Raw genomic sequence first — 25,372 nt, forward strand, 5'->3', positions numbered from 1 at the left:
TCCTCTACGACGTGTTGAGTTGGGGGACGCGCGCGTGCTTTTTCAGTGTGCGGCGGCGTTGCTGGTCGATACCGAAGGCTTCTGCGAGCGGGCGAGAAGCAAGGTCAGCACGGCGGACATCACGAGAAGACCGGCGACGAAATAGAGGCCGCCCGCATAGCTGCCCGTCGATTCCTTGAGCCAGCCGATGACGACCGGACCGGCGAAGCCGCCCAGATTGCCGATCGAGTTGATCGTCGCGATGCCGGTGGCGGCCGCCGCGCCGGAGAGAAACATCGTCGGCATGGTCCAGAGCGGCGGCTTCGCGCAACTGATGCCGATGTTCACCAGCGTCAGCGAGGCGATCAGACCGACGACGCTATTGGCCATCGCCGCCACGATCAGGCCGACCGCCGCCGCGACGCACGCCAGCACGACGTGCCAGGTTCGCTCGCCGGTGCGATCCGAATGGCGCGACCACAGGACCATCGCGATGACGGACACGATCGGCGGAATCGCGTTGAGCAGGCCGACGGTCATCGACGACACGCCCAGTTGCTTGATGATCTGCGGCGCCCAGATGCCGAGCGTGTACAGCCCCGCCGACGTGCCGAAGTAAATCAGCGACAGCGCGATTACGCGGGGATTCGCAAGGCCGCTGATGATGCCGTGCTTCGCCGTGGTCGCGCGGCTGGCGGTTTCGGCGTTCATGACATCGACCAGCCAGTTGCGCTCGTCGTCCTTCAGCCATTTGGCCTTCTCGGGCTTGTCGGTCATGTAGAAGAAAACGACCACGCCGAGAATGAGCGCCGGCACGGCTTCGAGGATGAAGAGCCATTGCCATCCGTGCAGTCCACTTACGCCGTCCATTTCGAGCAGCGCGGCGGACAGCGGCGAGCCGAGCGCGGTGGAAAGCGGCGCGGCGGCCATGAAAAACGCGACGACGCCAGCGCGATGCCGCGCGGGAAACCAGTAGCTGAGATACAGGATGATGCCGGGGAAGAAGCCCGCTTCGGCCGCGCCCAGCAGGAAGCGGATGATGTAGAAGCTCGTCGGCCCGGTGACGAACGCCATCGCCGCCGAGATGATCGCCCACGTCACCATGACCCGCGCAATCCAGATGCGCGCGCCGACCTTGTGCAGCACGATGTTCGACGGCACTTCGAACAGGAAATAGCCCCAGAAGAAGATGCCCGCGCCGAAGCCGAGAATCGACGCGGTGAAGCCGAGGTCGGTCTTCATCGTGAGCGCCGCGAAGCCGATATTCACCCGGTCGATATACGCGATGAAGTACAGCAGCATGATGAACGGCACGATGCGCCAGCTGACCTTGCGCAGAGTGCGCTTCTCGATGTCCATTTCCATGGAACGTCTCCTGATTCCGATTGATAGGGTTCGAAACCGTCTGGTGCGGTTTTGATGCCGTCTTCGAACGTCGGCTCGAAGCGGGTCGCCCTTTACGTGAGCTGACGCCTAGGTTAAAACCGTTGGAATCGCGTATGAATCGACTTAAACTTAATTCATCATTGCAAAAAAATCACGAATGGGCGCCGACTCGGAACTGGGATTCTTCTGCCTGCTGGTGAAGCAAGGCAGTCTGGCCGCGACCGCGCGAGAGCTGAATCTGACGCCGCCGGCGGTCTCGCGGCGGCTCTCTTCGCTCGAAGACCGGCTCGGCGTGCGCCTGCTCAACCGCACGACGCGGCGCATCAGTCTGACGAGCGAAGGCGAGGTGTATTTCGCGAACGCCCAGCGAATATTGAGCGACATCGACGACATGGAGCGGACGGTCTCCAGCAGCCGGGCCGCGCCGAAAGGACTGTTGCGCGTCAATGCGCCGTTGGGATTCGGGCGGTCGTATATCGGTCCGGCGATCTCGGAATTCAGCGAGGCGTTTCCCGATGTCGAAGTGCAACTGCATCTGACCGATCGGCCGATCAGCCTGCCGGACGAGAGCATCGACGTGTCCGTGCGCTTCGGCGAGATGCCGGATTCACGGCTGATCGCGAAGAAGATCGCGTCGAATCGGCGGCTTCTGGTGTCGTCGCCGGGATATTTGCGTGTGGCCGGGGAGCCGGCGCATCCGCATGATCTGACTTCGCATCAATGCATCGTGCTGCGTCAGAACGAGGCCGCCTATGGCAACTGGCGTCTGACGCGCAGCGGGCGCACGGAGACCGTGAAAGTGCACGGCAAGCTCAGCACCAACGACGGCGAAGTGGCGCTGAACTGGGCGCTGGAAGGGCGCGGCATTCTCATGCGCGCGGAATGGGACGTCGCGAAGTATCTGCGCAGCGGAAGGCTGGTTCAGGTGTTGAGCGAATACGACACGCCGCCCGCCGATATCTACGCGGTCTATCCCGAACGGCTGAATCTGTCGCCGAAGGTCGCGGTTTTCGTCGATCATCTGCGTCACTATCTCGGCCAGCACGCCGATGGTCCTTCGCCCGCCGGCTCGCCGTGGTAGCGGCGCTTCACGCGTCGCCCTTCAGCTCCTGCGCGATGAAGTCGACGAACGTGCGAATGCGGTTCGACATCTGATGCCGCTGCGAGTAGACCGCGAAGATATCGGCGTTGGGCGTTTCGTGGTCGGGCAGCACGCGCACGAGCGAGCCATCGGCCAGATACGGCTTCAAATCCCATTCGGCGCGCATCAGGATGCCGTGGCCTTCGAGCGCCCACTTCACGGCTATTTCGCCGTCGTTCGTCGTGAGCGTGCCGTCGATCCGCACCGCTTCCGTCTTGCGCGACGCGCCGCGTCCGGACGTGAGCCGCCACACGCCGTAGGCTTCGTCGCCCTGACGAATGCCGATGCAGTTATGCCGCGTCAGATCGTGCGGGACGAGCGGCATGCCATGCGCCTCGATATACGACGGCGCGGCGCACAACAGCCGCCGGTTTCCCGCGAGACGCCGCGCGATCACGCGCGTATCGGGCGGTTCGCCGAACCGGATGCAGACGTCGAACTTGTCGTCGGTGAGCGGCGGCGGCGTGACCGACAACTGCAACTGCACCGACACTTGCGGATACATCCTGCTGAAACGCGAAATCAGCGGCGCGACGTGACTGCGCCCGAAACCGAGCGTCGCGTTCACGCGCAGCAGACCTTTCGGGCTTTGCTTGGCGGCGCCGAGCAGTTCGGAGAGTTCGTCGATCTCGTCGAGAATCCGGCGCGCGTGTTCCAGATACAACTCGCCTTCCGGCGTGAGCATCATCCGCCGCGTCGTGCGATTGACGAGCGCCACGCCGGCGCGCGCTTCCATCTGCGAAAGACGCTTGCTGACGGCCGCCGCCGTGAGGCCGAGCTCGCGCGCGGCCGCGCTCAGACTGCCTGCCGCCGACAGCGTGGAGAAGAAGCTCAGATCGGCGGGCTGGACGGCATCGGGCATCGGTTCATTCGTAACTTCAGGTTAAAGATGCTTTGAGTCTAGCACCGGTTTTGGAGCCGGAATGCGGTTAAAGTTCGCCCATACCCGACAACATCGAAGGACGGAGACATGAAGACCTATCGCATCGCAACGATTCCCGGCGACGGCATCGGCAAGGAAGTGGTTCCGGCGGGCCAGCAAGTGCTCGAAGCGCTCGCCAAGTCCACGCAGGCATTCGCTTTCGAATTCGAGAATTTCGACTGGGGCGCGGACTATTACCGTCAGCATGGCGTGATGATGCCCGCGAACGGACTCGATGCGATCCGGGACAAGGACGCCATTCTCTTCGGCTCGGCGGGCGATCCGGACGTGCCCGATCACATCACGCTGTGGGGCCTGCGTCTCAAGATTTGCCAGGGATTCGACCAGTACGCGAACGTGCGTCCGACGCGCATCCTGCCGGGCATCGACGCGCCGCTGAAGCGCTGCAAGCCCGAAGACCTGAACTGGGTGATCGTGCGTGAAAACTCGGAAGGCGAATATTCCGGCGTGGGCGGGCGCGTGCATCAAGGTCATCCGATCGAAGCCGCGACCGATGTGTCGATCATGACGCGCGCGGGCGTCGAGCGCATTCTGCGGTTCGCGTTCCGCCTCGCGCAGTCGCGTCCGCGCAAGCTGCTGACCGTCATCACGAAGAGCAACGCGCAACGTCACGCAATGGTCATGTGGGACGAGATCGCGAACGAAGTCGCCGCCGAATTCCCCGATGTCAAATGGGACAAGGAACTCGTCGACGCCGCCACCGCGCGCATGGTCAATCGTCCGCAGACGCTCGATACGATCGTCGCCACCAATCTTCACGCCGACATTCTCAGCGATCTCGCCGCCGCGCTCGCGGGCAGTCTCGGCATCGCGCCGACGGGCAACATCGATCCGGAGCGCCGCTATCCGTCGATGTTCGAACCGATACACGGCTCCGCGTTCGACATCATGGGCAAGGGCCTGGCGAATCCCGTCGGCACGTTCTGGTCGGTCGTGATGCTGCTCGAACATCTCGGCGAGTTCGACGCGGCCAAACGCGTCATGCAGGCGATCGAAGCCGTGACATCCGACAAGTCGCTGCACACCGGCGATCTCGGCGGCACCGCGACGACGGCGCAAGTGACGGCCGCCGTCTGCGCGCTGGTCGACAAGCAGGCGGCTAACGCGGCCTGAATCGGTTGCCCGATGACGTTCCGCGAGCGCGTCTATTTCTCCGCGCCGATGGTCGTCACGGGCTGCCATTTCATCGACTTGACCTGATACAGCGTCGATGTCGGGTTGTTCAGATCGCCGAACTTGTCGAACGAGATATTTCCGGTGATGCCGTTGTACTGGATCGTGCGCAGCGTCTCGATGATCGCGGCGGGCTTCACGGAATTTGCTTTCTTCATCGCGGTGATGGCGAGCCACGCGCAGTCATACGCGAACGGCGCGTAGGTCAGCGTCTCCGCGCCGAAGCGCTTCTTGAATTTCGCGGCGAACGCGCGGCCTTCGGGCAATGAATCGACGGGCCGGCCGTATTCCCAGGCCATCGCGCCTTCAGCCGCGTTTCCCGCTGAACTGATGAACACGCTGTCGGCTATCCCGCCGCTGCCGAAGAACTGCGCGCGGATGCCGAGCTGCTTCATCCGCTTGACGATCAGCCCGGCCTGACCATCGAGTCCGCCGAAGTACAGAAGATCGGCGTTGGCGGCCTTGATGTTCGTCAGTTGCGCATTGAATTCGACGGCCTTGTCGTTGGTGTATTCCTCCGACACGACCTGGCCGCCCGCCGCCTGCACCGCCTTCCTGAACTCTTCGACCGCGCCTTGCCCGAAGGCGGTCCGGTCGTCCATGACCGCGATCCGCTTCGCCTTCGTGACCTTCACGGCATACGTGCCGGCGTTGCCGGAATTCTGCGTGTCGGTGGCGATGATGCGGAACACGTTGTTCAAGCCCTGACGCGTAATCGCGGGATTCGTCGCCGCGGGATCGAGCAGCGGAATGCCGGCCTTCCCGAAGATGGGCGCGGAAGGAAGCGCGACGCCGGAGTTGTAATAGCCGACGACCGCAACGACGCCATCGTCGACGAGTTTCTGCGCCACCTGAACGCCGATGCGCGGATCGCCCTGATCGTCGACGGATGCGAGCTCGAACTGGACCGGCTGTCCGTCGATGCTGATGTGCTGGGCGTTGGCTTCTTCGATCGCGAGCCGCACGCCGTTTTCCAGATCCTTGCCGTTCGCGGCGCTGATGCCGGTGAGCGGCGCGGACAGGCCGATCTTGACGGTCTGCTGCGCGCTTGCAATGAGCGGAGCCAGGCAGAGCGCGGACGCCGCGAAGAGGGAAACGAACGTTTTCATGACAGGGCACTCCATCAAGTGAAGGTCATACGCGGTTCGGGCGTTCGCTTAACGCGGGCGAAGGCCGTCATTCGGCTTGTCGTATCGTTTCGGGACTTATTTTCTGTCGAATTCCGGCGGTTCGTATTCGGGGGAAAATACTGATTTCTCCGCGAGCGAACGATTGTTCTGCGGCGCGCCCATCATGAGTCGAGGATTTGCAGATGAATCGGACAGAGAAAGAAAAGATGCTGGCTGGCGAGCTGTACACGGCCAACGACGCAGAAATTCAGGCCGATCAGGCAGCGGCGCGCGCATGGATGGCGCGCTTCAATGGCGCGATGGACATGCCGCTCGCACAGCGGTACGGGTTGCTCGGCGAACGGTTCGCCGCCATCGGTCCGGACTCGATGGTCCGGCCGCCGTTTCATTGCGACTACGGCTACAACATCACGCTCGGCGCGGGCGTGTTCTTGAACTACAACTGCACGATTCTCGATGTCGTCGCCGTGGAGATCGGCGACATGACGCAGATCGCGACGGGCGTGCAGATTCTGACCGCCGATCATCCGCGCGATCCTGCCGTGCGCGCGACGGGCCTCGAACTGGGGCGTCCCGTGCGGATCGGCCGCAATGTGTGGATCGGCGCGGGCGCGATCATCCTGCCGGGCGTGACGATCGGCGATGACGCTCTGATCGGCGCAGGCAGCATCGTGACGCGCGATGTGCCCGCCGGCGCCACGGCGGTCGGGAATCCGGCGCGTGTTCGTCCTGCTGTCCGCGACTAGAAGTCCCGATCGCCGTTACCAGTTCTTCGATGCGAGCAGCGCCTTCACCTGTCCGGCGACGATGGTATAGCCGGCGTCGTTGAGATGGATCGCGTCGGAGCGCAGTGAAGACGGCGGAATGTCGTGGCTGTGATCGATGACGTCCTGAGGAAGGCTCGGATTGTAGGCATTGACGAGCGCAGACTCGACGTCGATGAAATTGTCGGGATACGCCGCCTTCAGGGACGCGTTGAGATCGTCGAGATATTTCGCGACTTCTCCGCCCGCATACTCGCCGGTGAAATCGCCCTTGATGATCGAAAGCACCGCGAAGTGCGCGCCCGCGGGCTTGAGCCACTGTACGATGGACTTCACGTCCGCGAGGACGGTCTGTGCGTCATAGCCATTGTTGCGGCCGACCCAGATGATCGCGGTCCATGTGTCATAGCCTTCCGAATCGCCGAGGAATGCCGATCCGGCGGCGCAAGGCACTGCCGATCCGGCGCTGTCCCGCACGAACGTATAGGTTTCGGTCGTCGATGGCGGTCCGCCGTCCGCTGTGCGCTGGAGCGCGCCATGCACCGAGCAGAGCGTGCCCGGCTTGCTCCGAGCGACGTCATCGGCGGGTGTCGACAGCATGTCGATCGACACGCTCGAAAGATGGACCGCCGTGTTGCTCGCCGGCACGGCGTCGCCATCGACCGTGACCGTCGATGGCAATGCTCCGACGCGCGCCGCGATCTGCGTCGATGTCTGCCCGCCGATGCCGAGATTCGCAAAGGTCCGATTATTTAGCATGCCGGACAAAATTGCCGGGTAGCCGCCGATATCCGATCCGACTCCCTGCGTCAGGCTATCGCCGATGGCAACGATATTCGGCGACGAACCCGCGGGCGTGGCAGCGGGAGCAGGCTCTGAAGCCGGCGTAGGCGCGGTCGCGGTGGACGTGCTTTGAACGCCCGAAGAACTGTCGCCGCCGCCGCCGCAAGCCGCCAGCAACGAAGTGGCGGCCAATGCCGCCAAGAGTGCCTGAATCCGGTTCATGTCTCCCCCAAGTCGACTGGACGTGGTTGTCATTGCCTGCGAGGGTACTGTCATGAAACCGGGGACATGCCGGCCGGACGGAAATCGCCAAGACCTTGTCGGCCTGGAACCTGTCCGGCGCGCGCATCCGCATGTCGCGTTGGGACTAACTGCTTACTCAAACTTCGCGATCGGGCAGCAACGCCGCAAGCAGCCGCCGTAACTCCAGACATTCCTTTTTCGTCAGCCGCGCGGTGAGAATGCGCTCGACTTCCTCGACGCGCGGACGCAGCGCCGCCAGTTGCTTCTTTCCGGCCGGCGTCAGGAAGAGCACGTAACTGCGCTTGTCGACGGGATCGTCCGAGCGTTCGATGAGACCGTTGCGAACCATGCGCGCGACGAGATCGGCGATCGTCGAACGGTCCACATCGAGTTCATCGCCGAGCTGGCGCTGATTGACGCCGGGCGTTTCGTGCAGGACTTCGAGCGCCGCGTACTGCACGCTCGTAATCTCGGCGGAAACCTCGGCGAGCCACACCGCGACATGGCGCTGCTGCGCGCGACGCACGAGGCTGCCCGTGTATCGCGACAGCGCGCGGTCATCTTCTTTATTCGGCAATTTGATCAGTTCATGAGCGGGTTGAAGCACGCGGAAAGATCGGATCGAAAAAGGCGTTCAGTTCCGCGTACGCGTCCAGGGGCAGGACATGCGCGACGTATTGATCCGGACGGACCACGACGATCGCGCCCCGTTCGCGATCGATGCCGCGCTCGTGGAAAATATCAGTCGCCGCATCGTTGGTAAATGCTTTCTCGTAGTCGACCAGACCATAGCGCCCCTTGCGCGGCAGGAGAATGCCCGGCAGTTCATTCAACGCGACGTCGCGATGATCCCGCTGCAACACCGCGCGCAGATCGAGAACGCTGTCCGGATCGGCGCCTTCCGGCGTCACGCGCCGCAGAACGGAATCGGGCGAAGCGCAAAGATGTTCGCATAGCGCATGCAGCGCGCGGCCGTTCGCATCAGAAAACGCATACAGACGCCAGCGGCCATCGGCGCGCGCGACGTGTCCGAGATGCATCGGCTTGGCATCGGCCAGACGAATCACGGGCGACGAGTGAAAGCGCGTGCCGATCGCGAAGCCGCTCGCGAGCGCCTGATGCGTCGGCTCGCCCGTCAGCATGGCCGGACGGTAGCGCGTCGCGACGCCCGCCGTGTAGCGGCCCGCGCGCACGAAGTACGCCTGAAGCTCGGCGGGATCGACGCCGCCCGCTTCGGGCCGGTTCGGGTCTTTGGGCGGTGCGGCCATCATGGCCGACCATTCCTTGTCGAAATCGATGAGCTCCTGCGCGATCGGCTGACGTTCGTCGGAATAGGTGCGCAGCAGGTCGGCGTCGCCGAGTCCGCGCAGCACCGCGCCGAGTTTCCAGCCGAGATTGAAGCCGTCCTGCATCGAGACGTTCATGCCCTGGCCGGCCTTCGCGCTATGCGTGTGGCAGGCATCGCCCGCGATGAACACGCGCGGCTCGCGACTCGTGCCATCGGCGGCGATGGCATCGTCGAAACGGTCCGTCAGACGCTGCCCGACCTCGTACACGGAGAACCACGCGACTTCCTTCACGTCGAGCGAATAGGGATGAAGGATACGTTGCGCGGTCTGAATGATGCGATCGACCTTGATCTGCTTGATGGTGTCGCGATTGTCCGCCGTGACCTCGCCCAGATCGACGTAAAAGCGCACCAGATACCCGCCTTCGCGCGGAATGATGAGCAGATTGCCTTCGCTCGCGGATTGAATCGCGACCTTCAGACGAATGTCGGGGAAGTCCGTGACAGCGAGCGCATCCATCACGCCCCACGCGTGATTGGCCGCATCGCCACGCAGCGTTTGCCCGATGGCCGTCCGCACGCGGCTGCGCGCGCCATCGCAACCCACGACATAACGCGCGCGCACGGTGACGGTCTCGTCGAGCCGCGCCGCATCGGTGCGCCGCAGCGTGACTTTCACCGGATGATCGCCGTCGCCGTCGCCGTCGCCGTCGTCGTCGCGCTCGACATCGACGACTTCGAGATCGTAGTCCGGTTCGAGACGCAAGGCGGAACGCCGCATCACACCCAGCAGATAGTCCTGCACGCGCGCCTGATTGACGATGACGTGCGGAAACTCCGACAAACCTGTTTCGGTATCCTGAACGCGGCCGGTACGCCTGATCGCGCCGCGATCTTCGGCATCGGGCCGCCAGAAAGCCGTTTCGTTGACCCAGTACGCCTCGCGCTGCAGGCGATCGCTCAGGCCGAACGCATTGAACATCTCGACGGTGCGGCACGCGACGCCGTCCGCCTGGCCCATCAAGAGCGGTCCGGAACGGCGCTCGACGATGCGCGTATCGATCGTCGGAAACTGCGAGAGTTGCGCGGCCAGCACGAGTCCCGCAGGCCCGCTGCCGACGATCAGGACATCGACCGTTTCGGGCATGTCGACGCGAGGCGCGTCGCTGGCGGCAGGTTCGATCGTCGGATCGCCGACGCGGAAACCGTCGAGATGAAATTGCATGGTGTCTCCCTCTTTGACTGGATGTCTCGATGGCCTGAAATATACTCCGTACACCAACTATATCAAAGCGATTCCGACGAACTGGATGTTTACCCCTAGATCGGCGCGTCTCGTGCAGCAAAGCATGACGGGTTGCGTCGGCTGGCTCGGGCCGCAGCGTGCGTTATGCGCGCGTGGCGGCATCGACGAATGCGGATATATTCAATGCGTGGCGGCGGGCGATCGGCTCGTACATCTGATTCGCTCGGATCGGCGACGGCGATCTGGATCGTCAGCCGCACGGGCGGCTGAGCCGCGCATGTGATGGAGCAGCGCACGCAGACTTTCCTGCTGCGTCCGCGGGCGAAGTATGAGATGACGCCGTCATCCGAAAACGCGACCGGTTCGCAGGAATCGCGTGCGGCGGGAAACGATCAACCAAGGAGGCATCCATGGTCATCACGAACTCGCAGTCCGGCACGAACGTCGAGGAAATCGCCGCTGGCGTGTATCGCATCAACACGCCCGTGACGCTGCCCGGCGATGCGGGCGGTTTTTCCTTCAACCAGTATCTGATCGTCGATGACGATCCGCTGCTCTTTCATACCGGTCCGCGCAAGATGTTCCCGCTCGTGCGGGAAGCGCTCGCGAGCGTGATCGATCCGGCGCGCTTGCGGCACATCGCGTTCTCGCACGTCGAAGCGGACGAGTGCGGTTCGCTCAACGAGTGGCTTGCGGCGTCGCCCGATGCCACGCCGCTGTGCGGCACGGTTGCGGCGATGGTGTCGATCACCGATCTCGCCGATCGCGCGCCCGTCGCGCTCGCCGACGGAGAATCGATCCCGCTCGGACGTCATCGCGTGCGATGGATCGACACGCCGCATCTGCCGCACGCCTGGGAGTGCGGCTTCATGATGGAAGACAGCACGCGCACGCTGTTATGCGGCGATCTGTTCACGCAAGGCGGCGCGACGCTGCCCGCGTTGACCACCGGGGATATTCTGGGCCCGAGCGAAGCGTTTCGGCGCAGCATGGATTACTTCTCTCACACGCGTAACGCCGACGCGATGTTCGAGCGCCTCGCGCAACTCGCTCCGACCACGCTCGCCTGCATGCACGGCAGCGCGTGGAGCGGTGACGGCGCTGCGTTGCTGCGCGCATTGGCGCAGAGCGTGAAGCAATGAAACGTCCGACGTCATTCGATATCGAGTTTCGTCAGGCACATTCCTTTCGCCCCGACGACACAGCCCGTCACGACATCGAAACGCAGGCCGTGCGCGGGGCATTGAAGGATATGTCCGTCGAGCCGGCCGTTCGCGAGCGAAGCGCCGTTGTGCGGACATGAATTGTCGATCGCGTGAACGACGCCTTCGATATTGAAGAGCACGACGCTGCGTCCATCGACGAACGTGAGCGTGCGCGCGCCGGTCTGCGGCACGTTCTCGGGCGCGATCGATAGTTTGTGTGTCATCGCGGATTCAATGCCACGGACTCAGGTCATCGCACGGCGTGTGCGCGTCCATCCAGTCGTAGGGGCCGTATGACGCTCCCCACGCCCATGTCCGCGTGGACGTCGTGGTCGACGGGACCTCCGGTTTCGATTGTTCGACGGTGTCGGCGGTTTCGGTCGACGAAGCCGTGTGCAGACGATCGGTCATTGCTGTTTCTCCTTGAAGTGGCGTGAATTTATCTGCTGATTTCGGTTGCTTGCTGCTCTGTTGCACGTCCGCGCAGCGCGTCGATCTTGTCGAGATCGCGTGCATATCTCGCTCTGCCGAGCGCGAATGCGACCATTGCCGCCACGCCGACGAGCGGAATCACCTGTAACGCGCCCAACAGACCGATGCGGTCGGCGATCGCGCCCGTCACGAGCGGGCCGGGCGCGAGGCCGAGCAGGTTGTTGGCGAGCGTGAGCGTCGCGAATGCGGAGGCGTGGATCGTCGATGGCGTGAGGTTGGCCACCATCGCGCCCGCCGGCCCCGACGTACCCGCGACGACCAGAATGCCCGCGCCGAGCAGCACGAGCTGCAATGCGCCGGGAGCAACGCGGAAGCCGATGGACAGCAGCACGATCGAGATCAGGCAATAGGCCAGCGCCGTGATCCACTTGCGCGACGGCGCGTTGCGGCAAATCTTGTCCGTGACGACACCGCACGCGACCATGCCGATGCCGCCGAGCAGCACGAAGACGGCGGCGCCTGCCGCGGCCTTGTCGGCGGGCATCGCGTAGTAGCGGTTGAGGAAGCTCGGCATCCACGCGATCACCGCGCCCATGATGAAAAGCTGCAAGCCGCTGCCGACGTACGCGCAGACGACGGAAACCGTCGAGAAGAGTCCGGCCAGCAGCGCGCGCAGACTCGTGCGGATGCCGTCCGCCTGTCGCGTGGCGGGTTGCGCGTCGCCATATCGCGCGGCGATGCGCTTGTCGGAAACCGTCAGACGATAGACGATCACAAGCACGATGCCGAAGATCGCCATCGCCGCGAACGAGGCACGCCATCCGAAGTGCATGGCGACGAAGCCGCCGAGCGCCATGCCGAGCACCGAGCCGAACGCACCGCCGGCCATGAACGCGCCGGTGAGCGTGGAGCGCAAGTGCGCGGGGAAAATGCTGAGAATCAGCGCGATGCCGACGCTGCCGTAAGCCGCCTCGCCGAGACCGACGCAGGCGCGCGCCACGAGCATTTCGCCGTAGTTGGTCGCGATCGCACAGCCGAGCGTCGCGAGACTCCAGAGCGTCGCCATCAGAACGAGGCTGCGCACGCGGCCCCAGCGGTCGGCGAGCACGGAAAGCGGAAAGGTGAGTAGGCCGACCATCAGCGCGACGACGCCGCTCAACGAGCCCAACTGCGTGTCGGAAAGGCCCCATGCCTGCTTGAGCAGCGGAAACACCGCGTTCAGCACTTGCCGGGACATGTAGTCCGATAAAAGCAGACCGAAGGTCAGCGCGAAAACGATCCACGCGTATTTGCGTGATTTGGCCGTGGCGGTGTTGTCGTCACACTTCGCCGGCTCGATGCAATGAATATCCAAGATTGTCTCCTCCGATGTCCGGCTTCCGGCAGGACGCGTGAGCATCCCGCCATCGCCGTGGAGTGTTGATGTCAGGCCGCGCGCAGCGGCAGATTGACCTGGCCGGCCTTGCGGTTCGGCGCCATGCCGTTGGCGGCGAGCGTTTCGTCGATGGTTTCGTATTGCACGCCGATGCGATAGATCTCGCGCGCTTCCTTGCCGCTCGCGATCTCGCGTCCCAGTTCGCGCGCCACGCGCACGCACTGCTCGATCTGCTGCACCGACGTGAAACGGTTGCCGTGCTGATCGATGATCGTATCCTCGATGCCGCAGCGCGGATGCAGGCCCATCGACATCGCCATCATGTTGAACGGCAGCACGTTCTTCAGCAGCGACTCCGCCGTGAGCGTGCAGCCGTCCGGCGCGCGATGCACGAAGTTGAAGAAGTTGAACGGATTCGGACCGTCGAAGCCGCCGCCGATGCCGATCCACGTCAGATTCAGCGGCCCCTTGTACACGCCCTTGCGCACGAGGCGTTCGAGCGTCTCCAGCGCGTGGATGCCGGTCAACTGGAAATGCGGCTGGATGCCGGACGCCTGCAGACGGCGCAGATGCTCCTCGACCCATGCGGGGCCGGCGGGAACCGTCATTTCCGCGTAGGCGGCCATGAACGCCGGGTTGGAGAGCGAAGTGCCCGCCAGATACTCCGGATACAGCAGCTCCATGATGTTCATCTGCGTCGTGTTGATCGCGACGGTCACCTGATCGGGCTTCGGATCGAGTTCGGCGAGCATGTGACGCGTATCGTCGGAGAGCCACTTGGCCGCCTGACCGTCGTCTTCCGGCGCGAACGAGATCGAACCGCCGACCTGGATGATCATGTCCGGCACCGCCGCGCGCACGCCGGCGATCAGCTCGTTGAACTTCGAGAGGCGCTTGCTGCCCTTGCCGTCGAGTTCCCGCACATGCAGATGGAGAACCGTCGCGCCCGCGTTGTAGCAGTCGACGGCTTTCTGCACCTGCTCTTCCATCGTCACGGGGATATCTTCAGGGAAATCTTCCGGCATCCACTCGGGACCGTAAGGCGCAACGGTGATTACGACCTTGTCCTGGTTTTCGGGGTGCAGGGAATCGTCGAGGAATTGCATGTTCGCTCCTGTGAATTGGATTCGTTGACCTGAACCCATCGTAGTGGAGAGATGTCTCGTGCAACCCTCTCGCGTCGGGAGGGGAGGGCGCGATATTGAGGGCGCGATCTGCAGCCGTTGCCCCTCCCGCCGCGAGAGGGGTTTTGACCGCGCGCTTTCCGTATTCTTGCAACATGACTTCACGCGCCGTGAAGCGGCCGATTACGCGGCTGCCTTTTCGATCACGACGTCCGGAAGCAACAAGATACGGAGACCTTATGAAACTCGGAAGAATTCCATGCTTCGCCGCGTTGCTCGCGTGCTCAGGCGCTGCGGCGGCACAAGGTTCGGTGACGCTTTACGGCGTCGTCGATGCAGGCTTGCTTTATCAGAGCACGTCGGCCGCGTCGTTCGCGCCGAACGCGCCCAATCTGGGCAAGGTGTATCGCTACAAGGACGGCGGCATCTACGCCAGCTACTGGGGCCTTAAAGGCTACGAAGATCTCGGCGGCGGATATCGCGTCAACTTCAGGCTGCAGGGCACCTTCGATTCGGGCAGCGGCCGCTTCGGTCTGTCCGATACACCCGGCGTGCCCGCGCAGTTCAACCAGTTCGCGACGCTCGGCATTTCCGGCCCGTTCGGCACGTTCAACGCGGGCCGCCAGATCGTGCCGATGGTCTACGCAATGTTCGATACCGACGTGCGCGGCGCGCAGTATTTCGGCAGCATTCTCACCGCGTGGCTCGGCATGAATCAGGCCGCCGGCTGGCCGGGCACCAGCACGAACGGTCCGATCGGCGCGCTGTACGACAGCAACGCGCTCGTCTACGAATCGCCGAAATTCTATGGCGCGTCGCTCGCGCTCGAATACGCGCCGGGCGGCGTACCGGGCGAATTCCAGGGCGGCACGCGCGAGTCCGCCGTGGTCAAGTATTCGAACTTCGGCCTGAACCTCGCGGCGGTCTACTACAACGGACACGATGCGAACCCGCTGCCCGGCGTCGCGGCGACCGGCCTCAACAACAACCGGCTCGTCTACTTCGGCGCGATGTACACGTTCAGCGACATTTCGGTGTCCGGCTCGTACAGCCACGGCAAGAATCCGGCGAACGCGGGCCGCGCGGACTACGACCTCTATTCGGCGGGCCTCGGCTATCGCTTCTCGCCGGTGTTCAAGATGACTTCGGGCTTCTATTACCTGAAGGACAACAACAACTCGACGAATCATTCGAGCGAATTCGCGCTCGGCGCGGAGTACAGCCTGTCGAAGCGCACGCTCGCATATGCGCAAGTCGGCTATGTCGACAATCACGGCACGATGAACCAGACGATCGTCTACGGGCAACCCGTGGCTCCGGGCGAGTCGACCACCGCGGCGATGATCGGCCTGCGGCACAACTTCTAAGACGATAAACGGAGCAACCATGAAGAAAATCATGTCACGCAATGCGGTGGGCGGCGCAGCGATCGTGATGGCGTCGATGAGCGCCGGCCTCGAATCGAGCCAGTCGATCGCGGCGGCGAACGCGCCTTCGATGGCCTCGGCCGCGAGCGCACCTGTCGCGACGCGCAAGGAGAATCGCGTGCTGCGCAAGCTCGTGTACGCGGCGTTCGCGAAGGACAAGAGCATCGATGCGGGCGATATCGGCGTGAGCGCGAAAGACGGCGCGGTGACGCTGACGGGCACCGCGGCCGACGCGGCGCAGATCGAGAAGGCTGCAACGCTGGCGAAAGGCGTCCCGGGCGTGACGTCTGTCACGAACAAGCTGACCGTGCGGCGCAATTTCGCGCAATAACGGAGATTGCATGAGAACGATGGAATACAGCATGGCGACGATCGATGAATTCGTCGGCCAGGAATTGGGCGTGTCGGACTGGGTCATCGTCGATCAGGCGCGCATCGAGGCATTCGCGCAATGCACGGGCGACATGCAGTGGATTCACGTCAACGAGGAACGCGCGAAACGCGAGAGCCCGTTCGGCGGAACGATCGCGCACGGCTATCTGACGCTGTCGCTCCTGGCGACGCTCGCGATCGAAGTCGGCCTCATTCCGCCCGATGCATCCGCCGCGCTGAATTACGGACTCGACAAGGTGCGCTTCATGACGCCGGTGCGATCGGGCAAGCGCGTGCGATGCCGCGTCGTGCTCAGTGCGGTGGAGCGCAAGGACGGCGGACGCATCCTCGTGAAGACGGACAGTGAATTGCAGATCGAAGGCGAGACGAAGCCGGCGCTGATCGCACAAACGCTCGCAATGCTCGTCGCGTAACGGCGGCGCGTGGAAGGAATTTCAAATGATCAACGAGAACGAAGGCCTCACGGCCAGCGCCGCCGACGGCATGCTCGGACCCAACCCGTTCGTCGGATTGCGCGCGGTCGACATGTTTGCGGCTGCGGGACAGATCGGCGCTCAGGCGATGCTGCATCCCGCGTTGCTGATGGGACAGACCGCGGCGCTCGTCCGCGATCTGAGCTCGGCGGTCAACGGCGCTCACGCGCCTTCGCCGCAGCAAGGCGACAAGCGATTCGCCGATCCGGCATGGCGCGAACAGCCGCTGTATCGCACGACGCTGACGGGGTATCTGGCATGGCGCGATGCGCTCGCCGGATTCATCGATCGGTCCGCGCTCGACGATGCCAGCAAGGAGCGCGCGCAGTTCGTGATGTCGCTCCTGACCGATGCGCTCGCGCCGACCAACACGCTCGCGGGCAATCCGGCGGCGCTGCGCAAGCTCGTCGACACGCGCGGTGCGAGCGTCGTCGCCGGCATGCGCAACATGCTCACCGATACGCTCAACAACAAGGGCATGCCTTCGCAGGTCGACAAGCGCGCGTTTCGCGTCGGCGGGAATCTCGCGACGACGCCGGGCGCGGTCGTCTTCCGCAACGAAGTGCTCGAACTCATCCAGTATGCGCCGGCGACGCCGAACGTCCGCGCGCGTCCGCAGCTCATCGTGCCGCCGCAGATCAACAAGTTCTATATCTTCGATCTGTCGGCGGGGAAGAGCATCGTCGAATATCTGGTGCAGAGCGAGTTCCAGGTGTTCGCCGTGAGCTGGCGCAATCCGACCGAGGCGCAGCGCGACTGGGACATGGACACGTATGTCGCCGCGCTCATCGAAGCGATCGACGCGGTGCGCGACATCACCGGTCACGCGGATGTGAACCTGCACGGCGCGTGCTCCGGCGCGATGACGATCTCCGCGCTGCTCGGCCATCTGGCGGCGCGCGGCGACAAGACGGTCCACGCGGCCACGCTGATGGTCGCCGTGCTCGACAGCAGCGCCGATTCGCAACTCGGTCTCTTTACGACGCCCGAAGCCATCGAAGTCGCCAAGCGCAACAGTCGCGCGAAGGGCGTGCTGCCCGGCGAGGAAATGGGCCGCGTGTTCGCATGGATGCGGCCGAACGATCTCGTCTGGAGCTTCTGGGTCAACAACTATCTGATGGGCGAGGCGCCGCCGGCCTTCGACATCCTCTACTGGAACAACGACACGACGCGCCTGCCCGCGAAGCTGCACGGCCAGTTGCTCGACATCTTCACGCGCAGCCTGCTCAGCGAGCCGGGCAAGCTGACGGTGCTCGGCACGCCGGTCGATCTGTCGAAGGTCGAGTGCGACACGTATGTGATGGCCGGCGTGACCGATCACATCACGCCGTGGAAGGGCGTCTATAACACGGCGCGCGCGTTCGGCGGCAAGACGCGCTATGTGCTGAGTTCGAGCGGGCATATCCAGAGCCTCATCAATCCGCCGGGCAATCCGAAGGCGAAGTTCTTCCGTAACGACGCATTGCCCGAAGACGCCGATGCATGGTTCGCCGGCGCGCGCCCGGAAGCGGATTCGTGGTGGAACGACTGGCGCGACTGGCTTGCGCAACGCTCGGGCGAACTGCGTCCCGCGCCGCGAGCCCTCGGCAACCGGCGTCACAAGCGACTGGCCGACGCGCCCGGAACGTATGTCAGCGAGGCCTGAAGCGAAGCGTCCAAACGGAAAACAAAGATGAAAAACGTGCGCGCACCGGAAATACAGACTGTTTCGCTGGATGGCCAAACGCTTCGCGTGGGCATCTGGCGTGGCAACGAGACTTCGCCGCCGCTCGTCGTGTTCAACGGCATCGGCGCGAATCTCGAACTGATTCAGCCATTCGCCGATGCGCTCGGCGATGTCGAAGTCGTCGTCTTCGATGTTCCCGGCGTCGGCGGATCGCCCGCGCCGCTCGTGCCGTATCGCTTCGCGACGCTCGCGGTGATGACCGACAAGCTGCTCGGGAAGCTCGGCTACGAAGGGCCGGTCGACATTCTCGGCGTGTCGTGGGGCGGCGCGCTGGCGCAACAGTTCGCGTATATGTATCCGTATCGCTGCCGCAGGCTGGTGTTGGCCGCGACATCGCCGGGCGTCATCATGGTGCCGGGGCGGCTATCGGTGCTGTCGAAGCTCGTCGGCGCGCGGCGTTACCGCGATCCGGACTATCTGCGGGAAGTGGGCGCGGAGATTTACGGCGGCGCTTACCGGCGCGATCCCGCGCTGCTGGCGGAACATGGCCGTCACATTCGCGCGCCGGGCGGACGCGGATACATGTATCAACTGCTCGCGACGTGCGGATGGAGCAGCCTGCTCTGGCTCGGCTCCCTGCGCCAGCCGACGCTCGTCATGCACGGCGACGACGATCCCATCGTTCCGCTCGTCAACGCGCAAATCCTTGCACGCCGCATCCGGCGCGCGACGCTGCATGTCATCGAGGACGGGCATCTGTTTCTCATCACGCGAACATGCGAAGTCGGGCCGCTGGTGCGCAGTTTCCTGGCGAGCGAATAGCGAAAGAAACGCGTATCGTGTCGGATACCTCGGACTCGCATCGTGCTTCATGAACCTCATTCGCCTCGACATGCGGCGCGCGATTGTCATCGCCGCCGCCAGCTTCATGCTCGCGCTGACAGGATGCGCGTCTTCTTCACGCGATGCGCAATCGTCGCTCGATGCCGCCATTAACGGATCGCAACGCAGCGACAAGGCGAGGGCGCGCGACGTCTATCGTCATCCGAGAGAAACGCTGCAGTTCTTCGAGCTGACTCCGACACAGGCGGTGCTCGAAATCGCGCCGGGCGGCGGGTGGTACACGGACATACTCGCGCCCTATCTGCACGATTCGGGTCAGCTTTACGAGGCGCAATATCTGAGCATATCCGCCGATCTCGCCGCCGAGGACAGCGATACCGACGCCGCTTATCGGCGCAAGCTCGCGGCTGCGCCCGCGGTGTATGGAAACGTCGTCGTCGGCACGTTGCACGCGGGGCGCTTCATCGGCTTTAACGCGCATGAGCGGTTCGACCGCGTGTTCACGTTCAGGAACATCCATAACTGGATCAAGGACGGCCAGATCGATGCAAACCTGCGCGCGTTCAATGACGCGCTCAAGCATGGCGGCGTGCTCGGCGTGGAGGAGCATCGCGCGCGGCCGGGAACGACCGTGCAGCAAATGATCGATTCCGGCTACGTGACCGAAGCATTCGTGATCGAGCACGCGCAAGCAGCGGGTTTCGTGCTGGTTGCGCGCAGCGAGATCAACGCGAATGCAAAGGATACGAAGGACTATCCGAACGGCGTGTGGTCCTTGCCGCCCACTTACCGGGGCGGCGATGTCGACCGGTCGCGTTACGCCGCCATCGGCGAGTCGGATCGCATGACGCTCAGGTTCGTCAAGCCTTAGTGAGGTCTCAGACCTGAGCGATGCCGCCGTCGACGAAGAATTCCGCGCCCGCGACGAAGCTCGATTCATCGGATCCGAGGAACAGCACGACCTTCGCGACTTCGTCCGGATCGCCGACGCGTCCGAGCGGCACGTTCGACGCCATGTAGTCGAGCAGGCCTTGCTGCTGCGCCTGATCGGGGCCGGCCAGCTCGACGAGACCAGGCGTTTTCACCGGCCCCGGGCTGACGACGTTCACGCGAATTCCGCGCTCCTTCAGGTCCAGCGTCCAGCTACGCGCGAGGTTGCGCACGGCCGCCTTCGACGCGCTATAGACGCTGAACGCGGCGGTGCCCACGCTGCCCGCCGTCGACCCGGTCAGGATCACCGATGCGCCGTCGCGCAGCAGCGGAAGCGCCTTCTGAACGGTGAAGATCGTGCCCTTCACGTTGCGCCCGAACGTGTCTTCGTAGTGCTCTTCGGTGATCGCGCCGAGCGGCAGCATCGAGCCGCCGCCGGCGTTGGCGAACATCACGTCGATGTGCGAATGCTTCTGCTGAACGGCATCGTAGACGCGGTCGATATCCGCGAGGTTCGACATGTCCGCGCGGATGCCGACGACGCGGCCCTTCATCGACTCGACAGCCGCGTCGAGCTCCTTCTGACGACGGCCGGTGATGAACACCGACGCGCCTTCCGCCGCGAAACGCGCCGCCGTTGCATAGCCGATTCCGCTGGTGCCGCCCGTCACGACCACGACCTTGTTTTCGAATTTGCCAGTCATTTGAGTTCTCCGTTGGTTTCGCGTCGCACGTTGCGTCGCGTTGAAGACATCATGCCGATGAGACAATCGGCGCGGTAGACTGCGAAACTGAGTTTGATAGTTCCAAAAATGGGTCAATCGAGGCATTCGGCATGGCGGACATCAACGATTACGTTCTATTTGCGGAAGTCGTCGGGCATGGAGGCTTCGCGGCGGCGAGCCGCGTCCTGCGCACGCCTAAATCGACGATCAGCCGACGCATCGCCGGGCTCGAAGCGCGGCTCGGCGTGCGCCTGATCGAACGTTCGACGCGCCGCTTTCGCGTGACCGACGTCGGACAGGCGTTCTACGAGCGTTGCCGGACGATCGTGCTCGACGTACAGCAAGCCGATTCGGTCGTCTCCGAAGCGCTCAGCGAACCGCGCGGCGTGATCCGCTGCAGTTGTCCGCTCGGTCTCATGCCGACTTTGTCGAAGGCATACAACACGTTTCTCACGCGCTTTCCGAAGGCGCGCTTGCAGGTGATCGCCGTGGATCGTCCCGTCGATCTGATCGAGGAACGCATCGACATTGCCATTCGCGTGCGCGTCAGGCTGGACACGGACGCGTCGTTGATCGTGCGGACGCTGGGGCATTCGAGCCGCATTCTGGTGGCCGCGCCCGTTGTCGCGTCGCTTTGCACGAGCGGCGACATTGCGGTGTTATCGACATTGCCGACGCTCGCGACCACCGATCAGATGGGCGAGATCGAATGGCAATTCACCGGACCGGATGGCGCGTCGCATACGATCCGCAGCGAGCCGCGCATGACGTGCGTGGACTATGTCTCACTGCGCGATGCGACGATGGCTGGGCTCGGCGTCGCCTTGCTGCCGGATCACGTCTGTCGCGAGCAGGTCGCGAGCGGCGAGCTCGTGCATGTATTTCCGTCGTGGAAAACCGAAACCGGGATCGTCCACCTCGTCTTCACGACCCGTCGCGGGCTGCCGCCTGTCGTCCGCGCGTTCATCGATCATGTGGCGTCCATCTTTCAGCTTTGAATCTCGCTCACGGAATGCGATAGCTGCCGGTCTTCTTGCCGACGTAGTTATATGTCCCTTTGTCCGAGGGCAGGGCGACGACTTGCTGCCAGTCGAACTGACCTTCGATGCCCTTGTATTTTCCCGTGCCCGAGCCGATCGTTCCCTTGCCCTTGGGCGTGCCGCCCTGATACGTGTAGGACTCGATGAACTTGTCGCCGTCCTTGTCCGAATAGACGCAATATCCGGTCGCCGTGCCCGCGCTGAAGCCGGCTTCGACGCAGCGCGCGGTGACGTTCTGCATCAGCGGCGATTTGTTGTTCGTCATCAGGAGCGTGGATTCGAAGAGATACACGGCGTCATCGCCGCTCACGCTGATATTGCGCACATCCGCGCCGGATGCGGTGTACGTGGCTTCGATATTGCCTTGCTTCGGAAGCGTCTGCGCCCAAGCGGCGGATGCGCCTGCCATCAGGCTCAGAACCGGCAACGCAAGGAGTTTCGTTGAACAGGGGAAACGGGTCATGATCAACCTCCAAAATTTTCTTCAGAACATATGGTTCGAGTTCCTAACTAATTCGAGCGAGCTTCGTCGCAGACGGATGCCTTTCGGACGGCGCTTGCACATCCCGTTATAGAAGTTTCAATCTGAAAGGTCCAGCGAGTCGTCCGCACCGCTCTGGACGTTCGCGATGAAGCACGAACGTACGCGTTCCGCGCTACGCCGCCCGGCGGCTATGACAAAATCGGCCTCATGAGGCCTCCTTCCCCAACCGTTCCCATCTCGGTCGTCAACGGCTTCCTTTCGGGCGCCGACCGCGCCGCGGTCATCCGGCTCGCGGAACATTCCGGCATTCCGCACGAATTACTCGGCATGCCAGCCGCGCGCGTCACACAGGAGCAGTTTTCGACGCTTTATCGCCTGCTTGCGATGGAACTCGACGACGAGATGCCGGGAATCTTCGCGCGTCCGCTGCGCAACGGCACGCTCAAATTTCTGTGTTTGAGCCTGCTCGACGCGCCGCGTCTGGAGGTCGCGCTGCATCGCTTCGGGCAGTTCTTCCATCTGGTGCTCGATGAATTCCAGCTCGTGTCGCGCCGCGAGGGACCGTATGCGACCGTCGAATTCGTCGCGAATCCCGCTGGACCGCCCGCGAGCGCGCTCGCGCGGGAACTCGTGCTGAAGCTCGTGCACGGCGTCGCGTCGTGGCTGATCCGCGCGAAGATTCCACTCATCGAAGCGGCGTTCGAATTCATGCGGCCCGCGCAGTCCGGCGATCTGCTGTACCTGTTTCCGGGGCCGGTGCGTTTCGGCCGCGACCGCACGCTCATCGCGTTCGATGCGCGCTATCTCGACCGCCCGATCCGTCAGCGCAAATCCGACCTCGACGCGTTTCTTCAGCGCGCGCCGGAGGACTGGATTTTCGTGTCGTTCACGGAAGAGATGGTGTGTCATCGCGTGCGGCAGTGCATCGCGACGGGCCTGCCGTCGACGCCGACCGTCGATGCCGTCGCGCAGCAGTTGCACTATTCGATGCGCACGCTCTGCCGACGTCTCGAAGCCGAGGGCACGACCTTTCAGGCGATCAAGGACGAAGTGCGCCGCGACATCGCGATCCAGCGTCTCACCCGTTCGAACGATGCCATCGCGGCCATTGCATACGACGTCGGCTTCGATAATCCGACCGCGTTTCATCGCGCGTTCCGTCACTGGACCGGCAGCACGCCCGCGGCGTACCGGCAAAGAAAAGGCGAGTGACGCGCCCAAAAGCAGCCGGCGCGTTTGGCAGATTTTGTCAGTGAAAGGGCAGATTCCGGTAGCTAAGGATTCCGGCGGCGTTGATACCATGCATCGCAACACATCAACGTTTGTTTGCCACAGCGCGCGTTTCGTCGAAAGGCTGTGGGCCCAGGAGTCATCGATGAATTACACGCCGCCCGTCAAGGAAATGATGTTTGTCATGGAAGAGCTGGCAGATATTGCAAGCATCAGCCAGCTTCCCGGACTTGCCGATTCGAACGCGGACACAGCGCTTGCCATTCTCGACGAAGGCGCGAAACTCGCCGCCGAAGTCATCGCGCCGCTGAATGCGCGCGGCGACCAGCAGCCGAGCGAGTGGCGCGACGGCGAAGTGACGGCGACGCCCGGTTTCGCCGATGCCTTCCGTCGATACACGGAAGGCGGCTGGCAAGGCATCAGCCATCCGGCCGAATTCGGCGGACAAGGGCTCGCGAAACTGATCGCGTCGCCGTGCATCGAAATGCTGAACGCGTCGAACCTTTCCTTCGCGCTGTGCCCGCTGCTCACCGATGGCGCCATCGAAGCGTTGCTGCTCGCGGGCTCGGACGAACTGAAGGCGCGCTATCTGCCGAAGCTGATCGAAGGCGTCTGGACCGGCACGATGAATCTGACCGAGCCGCAAGCCGGCTCCGATCTCGCGCTCGTGCGTTCGCGCGCCGAACGGCAGGGCGACGGCACCTACAAGGTGTTCGGCACCAAGATTTTCATCACCTGGGGCGAGCACGACATGGCCGAGAACATCGTCCATCTCGTGCTGGCGCGCACGCCGGACGCGCCCGAAGGCGTGAAAGGCATCTCGCTGTTCGTCGTGCCGAAGTTCCTCGTCAACGACGACGGCAGCCTCGGCGCGCGCAACGACGTGCATTGCGTGTCGATCGAGCACAAGCTCGGCATCAAGGCGAGCCCGACCGCCGTGCTCCAGTACGGCGATAACGGCGGCGCGACCGGCTATCTCGTCGGCGAAGAGAATCGCGGCCTCGAATACATGTTCGTGATGATGAACGCGGCGCGCTTCGGCGTCGGCTTGCAGGGCATCGCGCTGTCCGACGCCGCTTATCAGAAGGCCGCCGACTATGCGAAGGAACGCGTGCAGAGCCGTCCCGTCGATGGTTCGAGCGCGGGTTCCGTCGCGATCATCCGTCATCCCGACGTGCGGCGCATGCTCGGCACGATGCGCGCGATGACCGAAGGCGCGCGTGCGCTCGCCTACGTCGCGGCCGCGCACGCGGATATCGCCCATCATCACGACGACGCCGACACGCGCGCCCGCCATCTCGCGCTCAACGAATTCCTCGTGCCGGTCGTGAAAGGCTGGAGCACCGAAATGGCGAACGACGTGACGAGCCTCGGCGTTCAGGTTCACGGCGGCATGGGTTTCATCGAGGAGACCGGCGCGGCGCAGCTCTATCGCGACGCGCGCATCCTCGCGATCTACGAAGGCACGACGGCGATTCAGGCGAACGATCTCGTCGGCCGCAAGACGCTGCGCGATCGCGGCGCGACGGCGCAGGTGCTGCTCGCGCAGATCGACGAGACGCTCGACGCTCTGAAATCCGTCGATGCCGGCGATGCCGCGCGCGTTTTCGATTCGATGCATCGCCGACTCGCCGATGGCCGCGACGCGCTCGCGAACGTCGTCGCCTACGTGCTCGAATCCGCGAAGCGCGATCCGAACGCGGTGTTCGCGGGCAGCGTGCTGTATCTGAAGCTCGCGGGCATCGTGTTGTCGGGCTGGCAGATGGCGCGCGCGCTGCTCGTCGCGCAAGCCAGACGGGCCGACGATCCGGCGTTCCACGGCGCGAAGATCGCGACCGCGCACTGCTTCTCCGAATACGTGCTGACGCAGGCGCGCGCGCTGGAAACCGCGATCGTCTCGGCGCACGGCGACGATCCGCTGTTCACATTGAGCGAGGCGCAATTCTGAC

Annotated in this window: 25 protein-coding genes; 13 read left to right on the forward strand and 12 right to left on the reverse strand. The window is 63.7% G+C overall.

The features are described from left to right. Positions 1-42: 42 nt before the first annotated feature. On the reverse strand, positions 43-1,344 hold the full coding sequence (locus QCE58_RS18640; protein ID WP_250522202.1) for an MFS transporter: 1,302 nt from the start codon (positions 1,342-1,344) through the stop codon (positions 43-45). 178 nt (positions 1,345-1,522) lie between these two features. On the opposite strand from QCE58_RS18640, the gene QCE58_RS18645 reads away from it, so the two are divergent. Further along, positions 1,523-2,446 (forward strand): LysR family transcriptional regulator, encoded by a 924-nt coding sequence (locus tag QCE58_RS18645; RefSeq protein WP_250522203.1) that lies wholly within the window; start codon positions 1,523-1,525, stop codon positions 2,444-2,446. 7 nt (positions 2,447-2,453) lie between these two features. On the opposite strand, the gene QCE58_RS18650 is transcribed toward QCE58_RS18645, so the two are convergent. Beyond that, the gene (locus QCE58_RS18650) at positions 2,454-3,368 is read right to left on the reverse strand and encodes a LysR substrate-binding domain-containing protein (protein ID WP_008347503.1); all 915 of its coding nucleotides are present in this window, start codon (positions 3,366-3,368) and stop codon (positions 2,454-2,456) included. A 108-nt stretch (positions 3,369-3,476) separates the two neighbouring features. Here QCE58_RS18650 and QCE58_RS18655 point away from each other — a divergent pair, with 108 nt between their 5' ends. Beyond that, positions 3,477-4,562: a tartrate dehydrogenase gene (locus QCE58_RS18655; protein ID WP_250437106.1), complete on the forward strand. Its 1,086-nt coding sequence runs from the start codon at positions 3,477-3,479 to the stop codon at positions 4,560-4,562. Positions 4,563-4,594: 32 nt separating this feature from the next. On the opposite strand, the gene QCE58_RS18660 is transcribed toward QCE58_RS18655, so the two are convergent. After that, on the reverse strand, positions 4,595-5,731 hold the full coding sequence (locus QCE58_RS18660; protein WP_309780036.1) for a branched-chain amino acid ABC transporter substrate-binding protein: 1,137 nt from the start codon (positions 5,729-5,731) through the stop codon (positions 4,595-4,597). A gap of 203 nt (positions 5,732-5,934) precedes the next feature. Here QCE58_RS18660 and QCE58_RS18665 point away from each other — a divergent pair, with 203 nt between their 5' ends. Beyond that, positions 5,935-6,498: a sugar O-acetyltransferase gene (locus tag QCE58_RS18665; protein WP_008347508.1), complete on the forward strand. Its 564-nt coding sequence runs from the start codon at positions 5,935-5,937 to the stop codon at positions 6,496-6,498. 15 nt (positions 6,499-6,513) lie between these two features. On the opposite strand, the gene QCE58_RS18670 is transcribed toward QCE58_RS18665, so the two are convergent. The 3 genes from QCE58_RS18670 to QCE58_RS18680 all read right to left on the reverse strand — a co-directional run bounded on the left by QCE58_RS18670 (position 6,514) and on the right by QCE58_RS18680 (position 10,055). Then, positions 6,514-7,521: a hypothetical protein gene (locus QCE58_RS18670; protein ID WP_250522204.1), complete on the reverse strand. Its 1,008-nt coding sequence runs from the start codon at positions 7,519-7,521 to the stop codon at positions 6,514-6,516. A gap of 157 nt (positions 7,522-7,678) precedes the next feature. Continuing rightward, positions 7,679-8,119 (reverse strand): MarR family winged helix-turn-helix transcriptional regulator, encoded by a 441-nt coding sequence (locus tag QCE58_RS18675; protein WP_033536433.1) that lies wholly within the window; start codon positions 8,117-8,119, stop codon positions 7,679-7,681. 10 nt (positions 8,120-8,129) lie between these two features. Further along, positions 8,130-10,055: an FAD-binding monooxygenase gene (locus QCE58_RS18680; RefSeq protein WP_250522205.1), complete on the reverse strand. Its 1,926-nt coding sequence runs from the start codon at positions 10,053-10,055 to the stop codon at positions 8,130-8,132. 431 nt (positions 10,056-10,486) lie between these two features. Between QCE58_RS18680 and QCE58_RS18685 the strand changes: the two genes are divergently transcribed. Then, positions 10,487-11,218 carry an MBL fold metallo-hydrolase gene (locus tag QCE58_RS18685; RefSeq protein ID WP_008347516.1) on the forward strand — a complete coding sequence of 244 codons (732 nt, stop codon included), beginning with the start codon at positions 10,487-10,489 and terminating at the stop codon, positions 11,216-11,218. Positions 11,219-11,229: 11 nt separating this feature from the next. Here the strand turns inward: QCE58_RS18685 and QCE58_RS18690 are convergent, their stop codons facing one another. From QCE58_RS18690 to QCE58_RS18705, 4 genes are all read right to left on the reverse strand, one after another. Continuing rightward, positions 11,230-11,505, reverse strand: a complete 276-nt coding sequence (locus QCE58_RS18690; protein WP_250522206.1) for a Rieske (2Fe-2S) protein — start codon at positions 11,503-11,505, stop codon at positions 11,230-11,232. Positions 11,506-11,512: 7 nt separating this feature from the next. Next, a complete protein-coding gene (locus QCE58_RS18695) occupies positions 11,513-11,692 on the reverse strand; it encodes a hypothetical protein (protein WP_250522207.1) in 180 nt (59 codons plus the stop codon). Positions 11,693-11,720: 28 nt separating this feature from the next. After that, complete coding sequence (locus QCE58_RS18700) at positions 11,721-13,067, reverse strand: MFS transporter (protein WP_284502605.1); 1,347 nt, start codon at positions 13,065-13,067, stop codon at positions 11,721-11,723. 71 nt (positions 13,068-13,138) lie between these two features. Beyond that, entirely contained in the window at positions 13,139-14,194 is a 1,056-nt protein-coding gene (locus tag QCE58_RS18705) for a 3-keto-5-aminohexanoate cleavage protein (RefSeq protein ID WP_008347521.1), read from the reverse strand. A 257-nt stretch (positions 14,195-14,451) separates the two neighbouring features. Here QCE58_RS18705 and QCE58_RS18710 point away from each other — a divergent pair, with 257 nt between their 5' ends. Genes QCE58_RS18710 through QCE58_RS18735 form a run of 6 tightly spaced genes read left to right on the forward strand, consistent with a single transcriptional unit; the run spans position 14,452 to position 19,885 of the window. Next, entirely contained in the window at positions 14,452-15,579 is a 1,128-nt protein-coding gene (locus QCE58_RS18710; protein WP_008347523.1) for a porin, read from the forward strand. A gap of 19 nt (positions 15,580-15,598) precedes the next feature. Continuing rightward, complete coding sequence (locus QCE58_RS18715) at positions 15,599-15,970, forward strand: BON domain-containing protein (protein ID WP_250522208.1); 372 nt, start codon at positions 15,599-15,601, stop codon at positions 15,968-15,970. A gap of 10 nt (positions 15,971-15,980) precedes the next feature. Continuing rightward, positions 15,981-16,445 carry a MaoC family dehydratase gene (locus tag QCE58_RS18720; RefSeq protein WP_033536411.1) on the forward strand — a complete coding sequence of 155 codons (465 nt, stop codon included), beginning with the start codon at positions 15,981-15,983 and terminating at the stop codon, positions 16,443-16,445. A gap of 25 nt (positions 16,446-16,470) precedes the next feature. Beyond that, a complete protein-coding gene (locus QCE58_RS18725) occupies positions 16,471-18,150 on the forward strand; it encodes an alpha/beta fold hydrolase (RefSeq protein WP_250522209.1) in 1,680 nt (559 codons plus the stop codon). A 27-nt stretch (positions 18,151-18,177) separates the two neighbouring features. Next, positions 18,178-18,993, forward strand: coding sequence for a poly(3-hydroxyalkanoate) depolymerase (gene phaZ / locus QCE58_RS18730; RefSeq protein ID WP_008347529.1), 816 nt, complete (start codon positions 18,178-18,180; stop codon positions 18,991-18,993). Positions 18,994-19,042: 49 nt separating this feature from the next. Then, a complete protein-coding gene (locus tag QCE58_RS18735) occupies positions 19,043-19,885 on the forward strand; it encodes a class I SAM-dependent methyltransferase (RefSeq protein WP_034473361.1) in 843 nt (280 codons plus the stop codon). A 7-nt stretch (positions 19,886-19,892) separates the two neighbouring features. Here the strand turns inward: QCE58_RS18735 and QCE58_RS18740 are convergent, their stop codons facing one another. Further along, the gene (locus QCE58_RS18740; protein WP_250522210.1) at positions 19,893-20,648 is read right to left on the reverse strand and encodes an SDR family NAD(P)-dependent oxidoreductase; all 756 of its coding nucleotides are present in this window, start codon (positions 20,646-20,648) and stop codon (positions 19,893-19,895) included. 131 nt (positions 20,649-20,779) lie between these two features. On the opposite strand from QCE58_RS18740, the gene QCE58_RS18745 reads away from it, so the two are divergent. Continuing rightward, positions 20,780-21,667: a LysR substrate-binding domain-containing protein gene (locus QCE58_RS18745; protein ID WP_175980514.1), complete on the forward strand. Its 888-nt coding sequence runs from the start codon at positions 20,780-20,782 to the stop codon at positions 21,665-21,667. A 7-nt stretch (positions 21,668-21,674) separates the two neighbouring features. Here the strand turns inward: QCE58_RS18745 and QCE58_RS18750 are convergent, their stop codons facing one another. Beyond that, positions 21,675-22,172: a hypothetical protein gene (locus QCE58_RS18750; protein WP_051079011.1), complete on the reverse strand. Its 498-nt coding sequence runs from the start codon at positions 22,170-22,172 to the stop codon at positions 21,675-21,677. A gap of 228 nt (positions 22,173-22,400) precedes the next feature. Between QCE58_RS18750 and QCE58_RS18755 the strand changes: the two genes are divergently transcribed. Continuing rightward, positions 22,401-23,405: an AraC family transcriptional regulator gene (locus QCE58_RS18755; protein ID WP_081851888.1), complete on the forward strand. Its 1,005-nt coding sequence runs from the start codon at positions 22,401-22,403 to the stop codon at positions 23,403-23,405. 163 nt (positions 23,406-23,568) lie between these two features. Further along, a complete protein-coding gene (locus QCE58_RS18760; protein ID WP_008347544.1) occupies positions 23,569-25,371 on the forward strand; it encodes an acyl-CoA dehydrogenase in 1,803 nt (600 codons plus the stop codon). The last annotated feature ends 1 nt before the right edge of the window (position 25,372 follow it).

This window comes from Caballeronia sp. LZ028 (assembly GCF_031451415.1).
Taxonomy (GTDB): Bacteria; Pseudomonadota; Gammaproteobacteria; order Burkholderiales; family Burkholderiaceae; genus Caballeronia; species Caballeronia zhejiangensis.

Coding starts and splice junctions, on each gene's coding strand:
- QCE58_RS18665 (WP_008347508.1), top strand. CDS start 5,935: ATGAATCGGACAGAGAAAGAAAAGATGCTGGCTGGCGAGCTGTACACG.
- QCE58_RS18690 (WP_250522206.1), bottom strand. CDS start 11,505: ATGACACACAAACTATCGATCGCGCCCGAGAACGTGCCGCAGACCGGC.
- QCE58_RS18650 (WP_008347503.1), bottom strand. CDS start 3,368: ATGCCCGATGCCGTCCAGCCCGCCGATCTGAGCTTCTTCTCCACGCTG.
- QCE58_RS18705 (WP_008347521.1), bottom strand. CDS start 14,194: ATGCAATTCCTCGACGATTCCCTGCACCCCGAAAACCAGGACAAGGTC.
- QCE58_RS18640 (WP_250522202.1), bottom strand. CDS start 1,344: ATGGAAATGGACATCGAGAAGCGCACTCTGCGCAAGGTCAGCTGGCGC.
- QCE58_RS18735 (WP_034473361.1), top strand. CDS start 19,043: ATGAACCTCATTCGCCTCGACATGCGGCGCGCGATTGTCATCGCCGCC.
- QCE58_RS18685 (WP_008347516.1), top strand. CDS start 10,487: ATGGTCATCACGAACTCGCAGTCCGGCACGAACGTCGAGGAAATCGCC.
- QCE58_RS18695 (WP_250522207.1), bottom strand. CDS start 11,692: ATGACCGATCGTCTGCACACGGCTTCGTCGACCGAAACCGCCGACACC.
- QCE58_RS18710 (WP_008347523.1), top strand. CDS start 14,452: ATGAAACTCGGAAGAATTCCATGCTTCGCCGCGTTGCTCGCGTGCTCA.
- QCE58_RS18715 (WP_250522208.1), top strand. CDS start 15,599: ATGAAGAAAATCATGTCACGCAATGCGGTGGGCGGCGCAGCGATCGTG.
- QCE58_RS18725 (WP_250522209.1), top strand. CDS start 16,471: ATGATCAACGAGAACGAAGGCCTCACGGCCAGCGCCGCCGACGGCATG.
- QCE58_RS18745 (WP_175980514.1), top strand. CDS start 20,780: ATGGCGGACATCAACGATTACGTTCTATTTGCGGAAGTCGTCGGGCAT.
- QCE58_RS18680 (WP_250522205.1), bottom strand. CDS start 10,055: ATGCAATTTCATCTCGACGGTTTCCGCGTCGGCGATCCGACGATCGAA.
- QCE58_RS18655 (WP_250437106.1), top strand. CDS start 3,477: ATGAAGACCTATCGCATCGCAACGATTCCCGGCGACGGCATCGGCAAG.
- QCE58_RS18750 (WP_051079011.1), bottom strand. CDS start 22,172: ATGACCCGTTTCCCCTGTTCAACGAAACTCCTTGCGTTGCCGGTTCTG.
- QCE58_RS18720 (WP_033536411.1), top strand. CDS start 15,981: ATGAGAACGATGGAATACAGCATGGCGACGATCGATGAATTCGTCGGC.
- QCE58_RS18760 (WP_008347544.1), top strand. CDS start 23,569: ATGAATTACACGCCGCCCGTCAAGGAAATGATGTTTGTCATGGAAGAG.
- phaZ (WP_008347529.1), top strand. CDS start 18,178: ATGAAAAACGTGCGCGCACCGGAAATACAGACTGTTTCGCTGGATGGC.
- QCE58_RS18660 (WP_309780036.1), bottom strand. CDS start 5,731: ATGAAAACGTTCGTTTCCCTCTTCGCGGCGTCCGCGCTCTGCCTGGCT.
- QCE58_RS18670 (WP_250522204.1), bottom strand. CDS start 7,521: ATGAACCGGATTCAGGCACTCTTGGCGGCATTGGCCGCCACTTCGTTG.
- QCE58_RS18645 (WP_250522203.1), top strand. CDS start 1,523: ATGGGCGCCGACTCGGAACTGGGATTCTTCTGCCTGCTGGTGAAGCAA.
- QCE58_RS18755 (WP_081851888.1), top strand. CDS start 22,401: ATGAGGCCTCCTTCCCCAACCGTTCCCATCTCGGTCGTCAACGGCTTC.
- QCE58_RS18740 (WP_250522210.1), bottom strand. CDS start 20,648: ATGACTGGCAAATTCGAAAACAAGGTCGTGGTCGTGACGGGCGGCACC.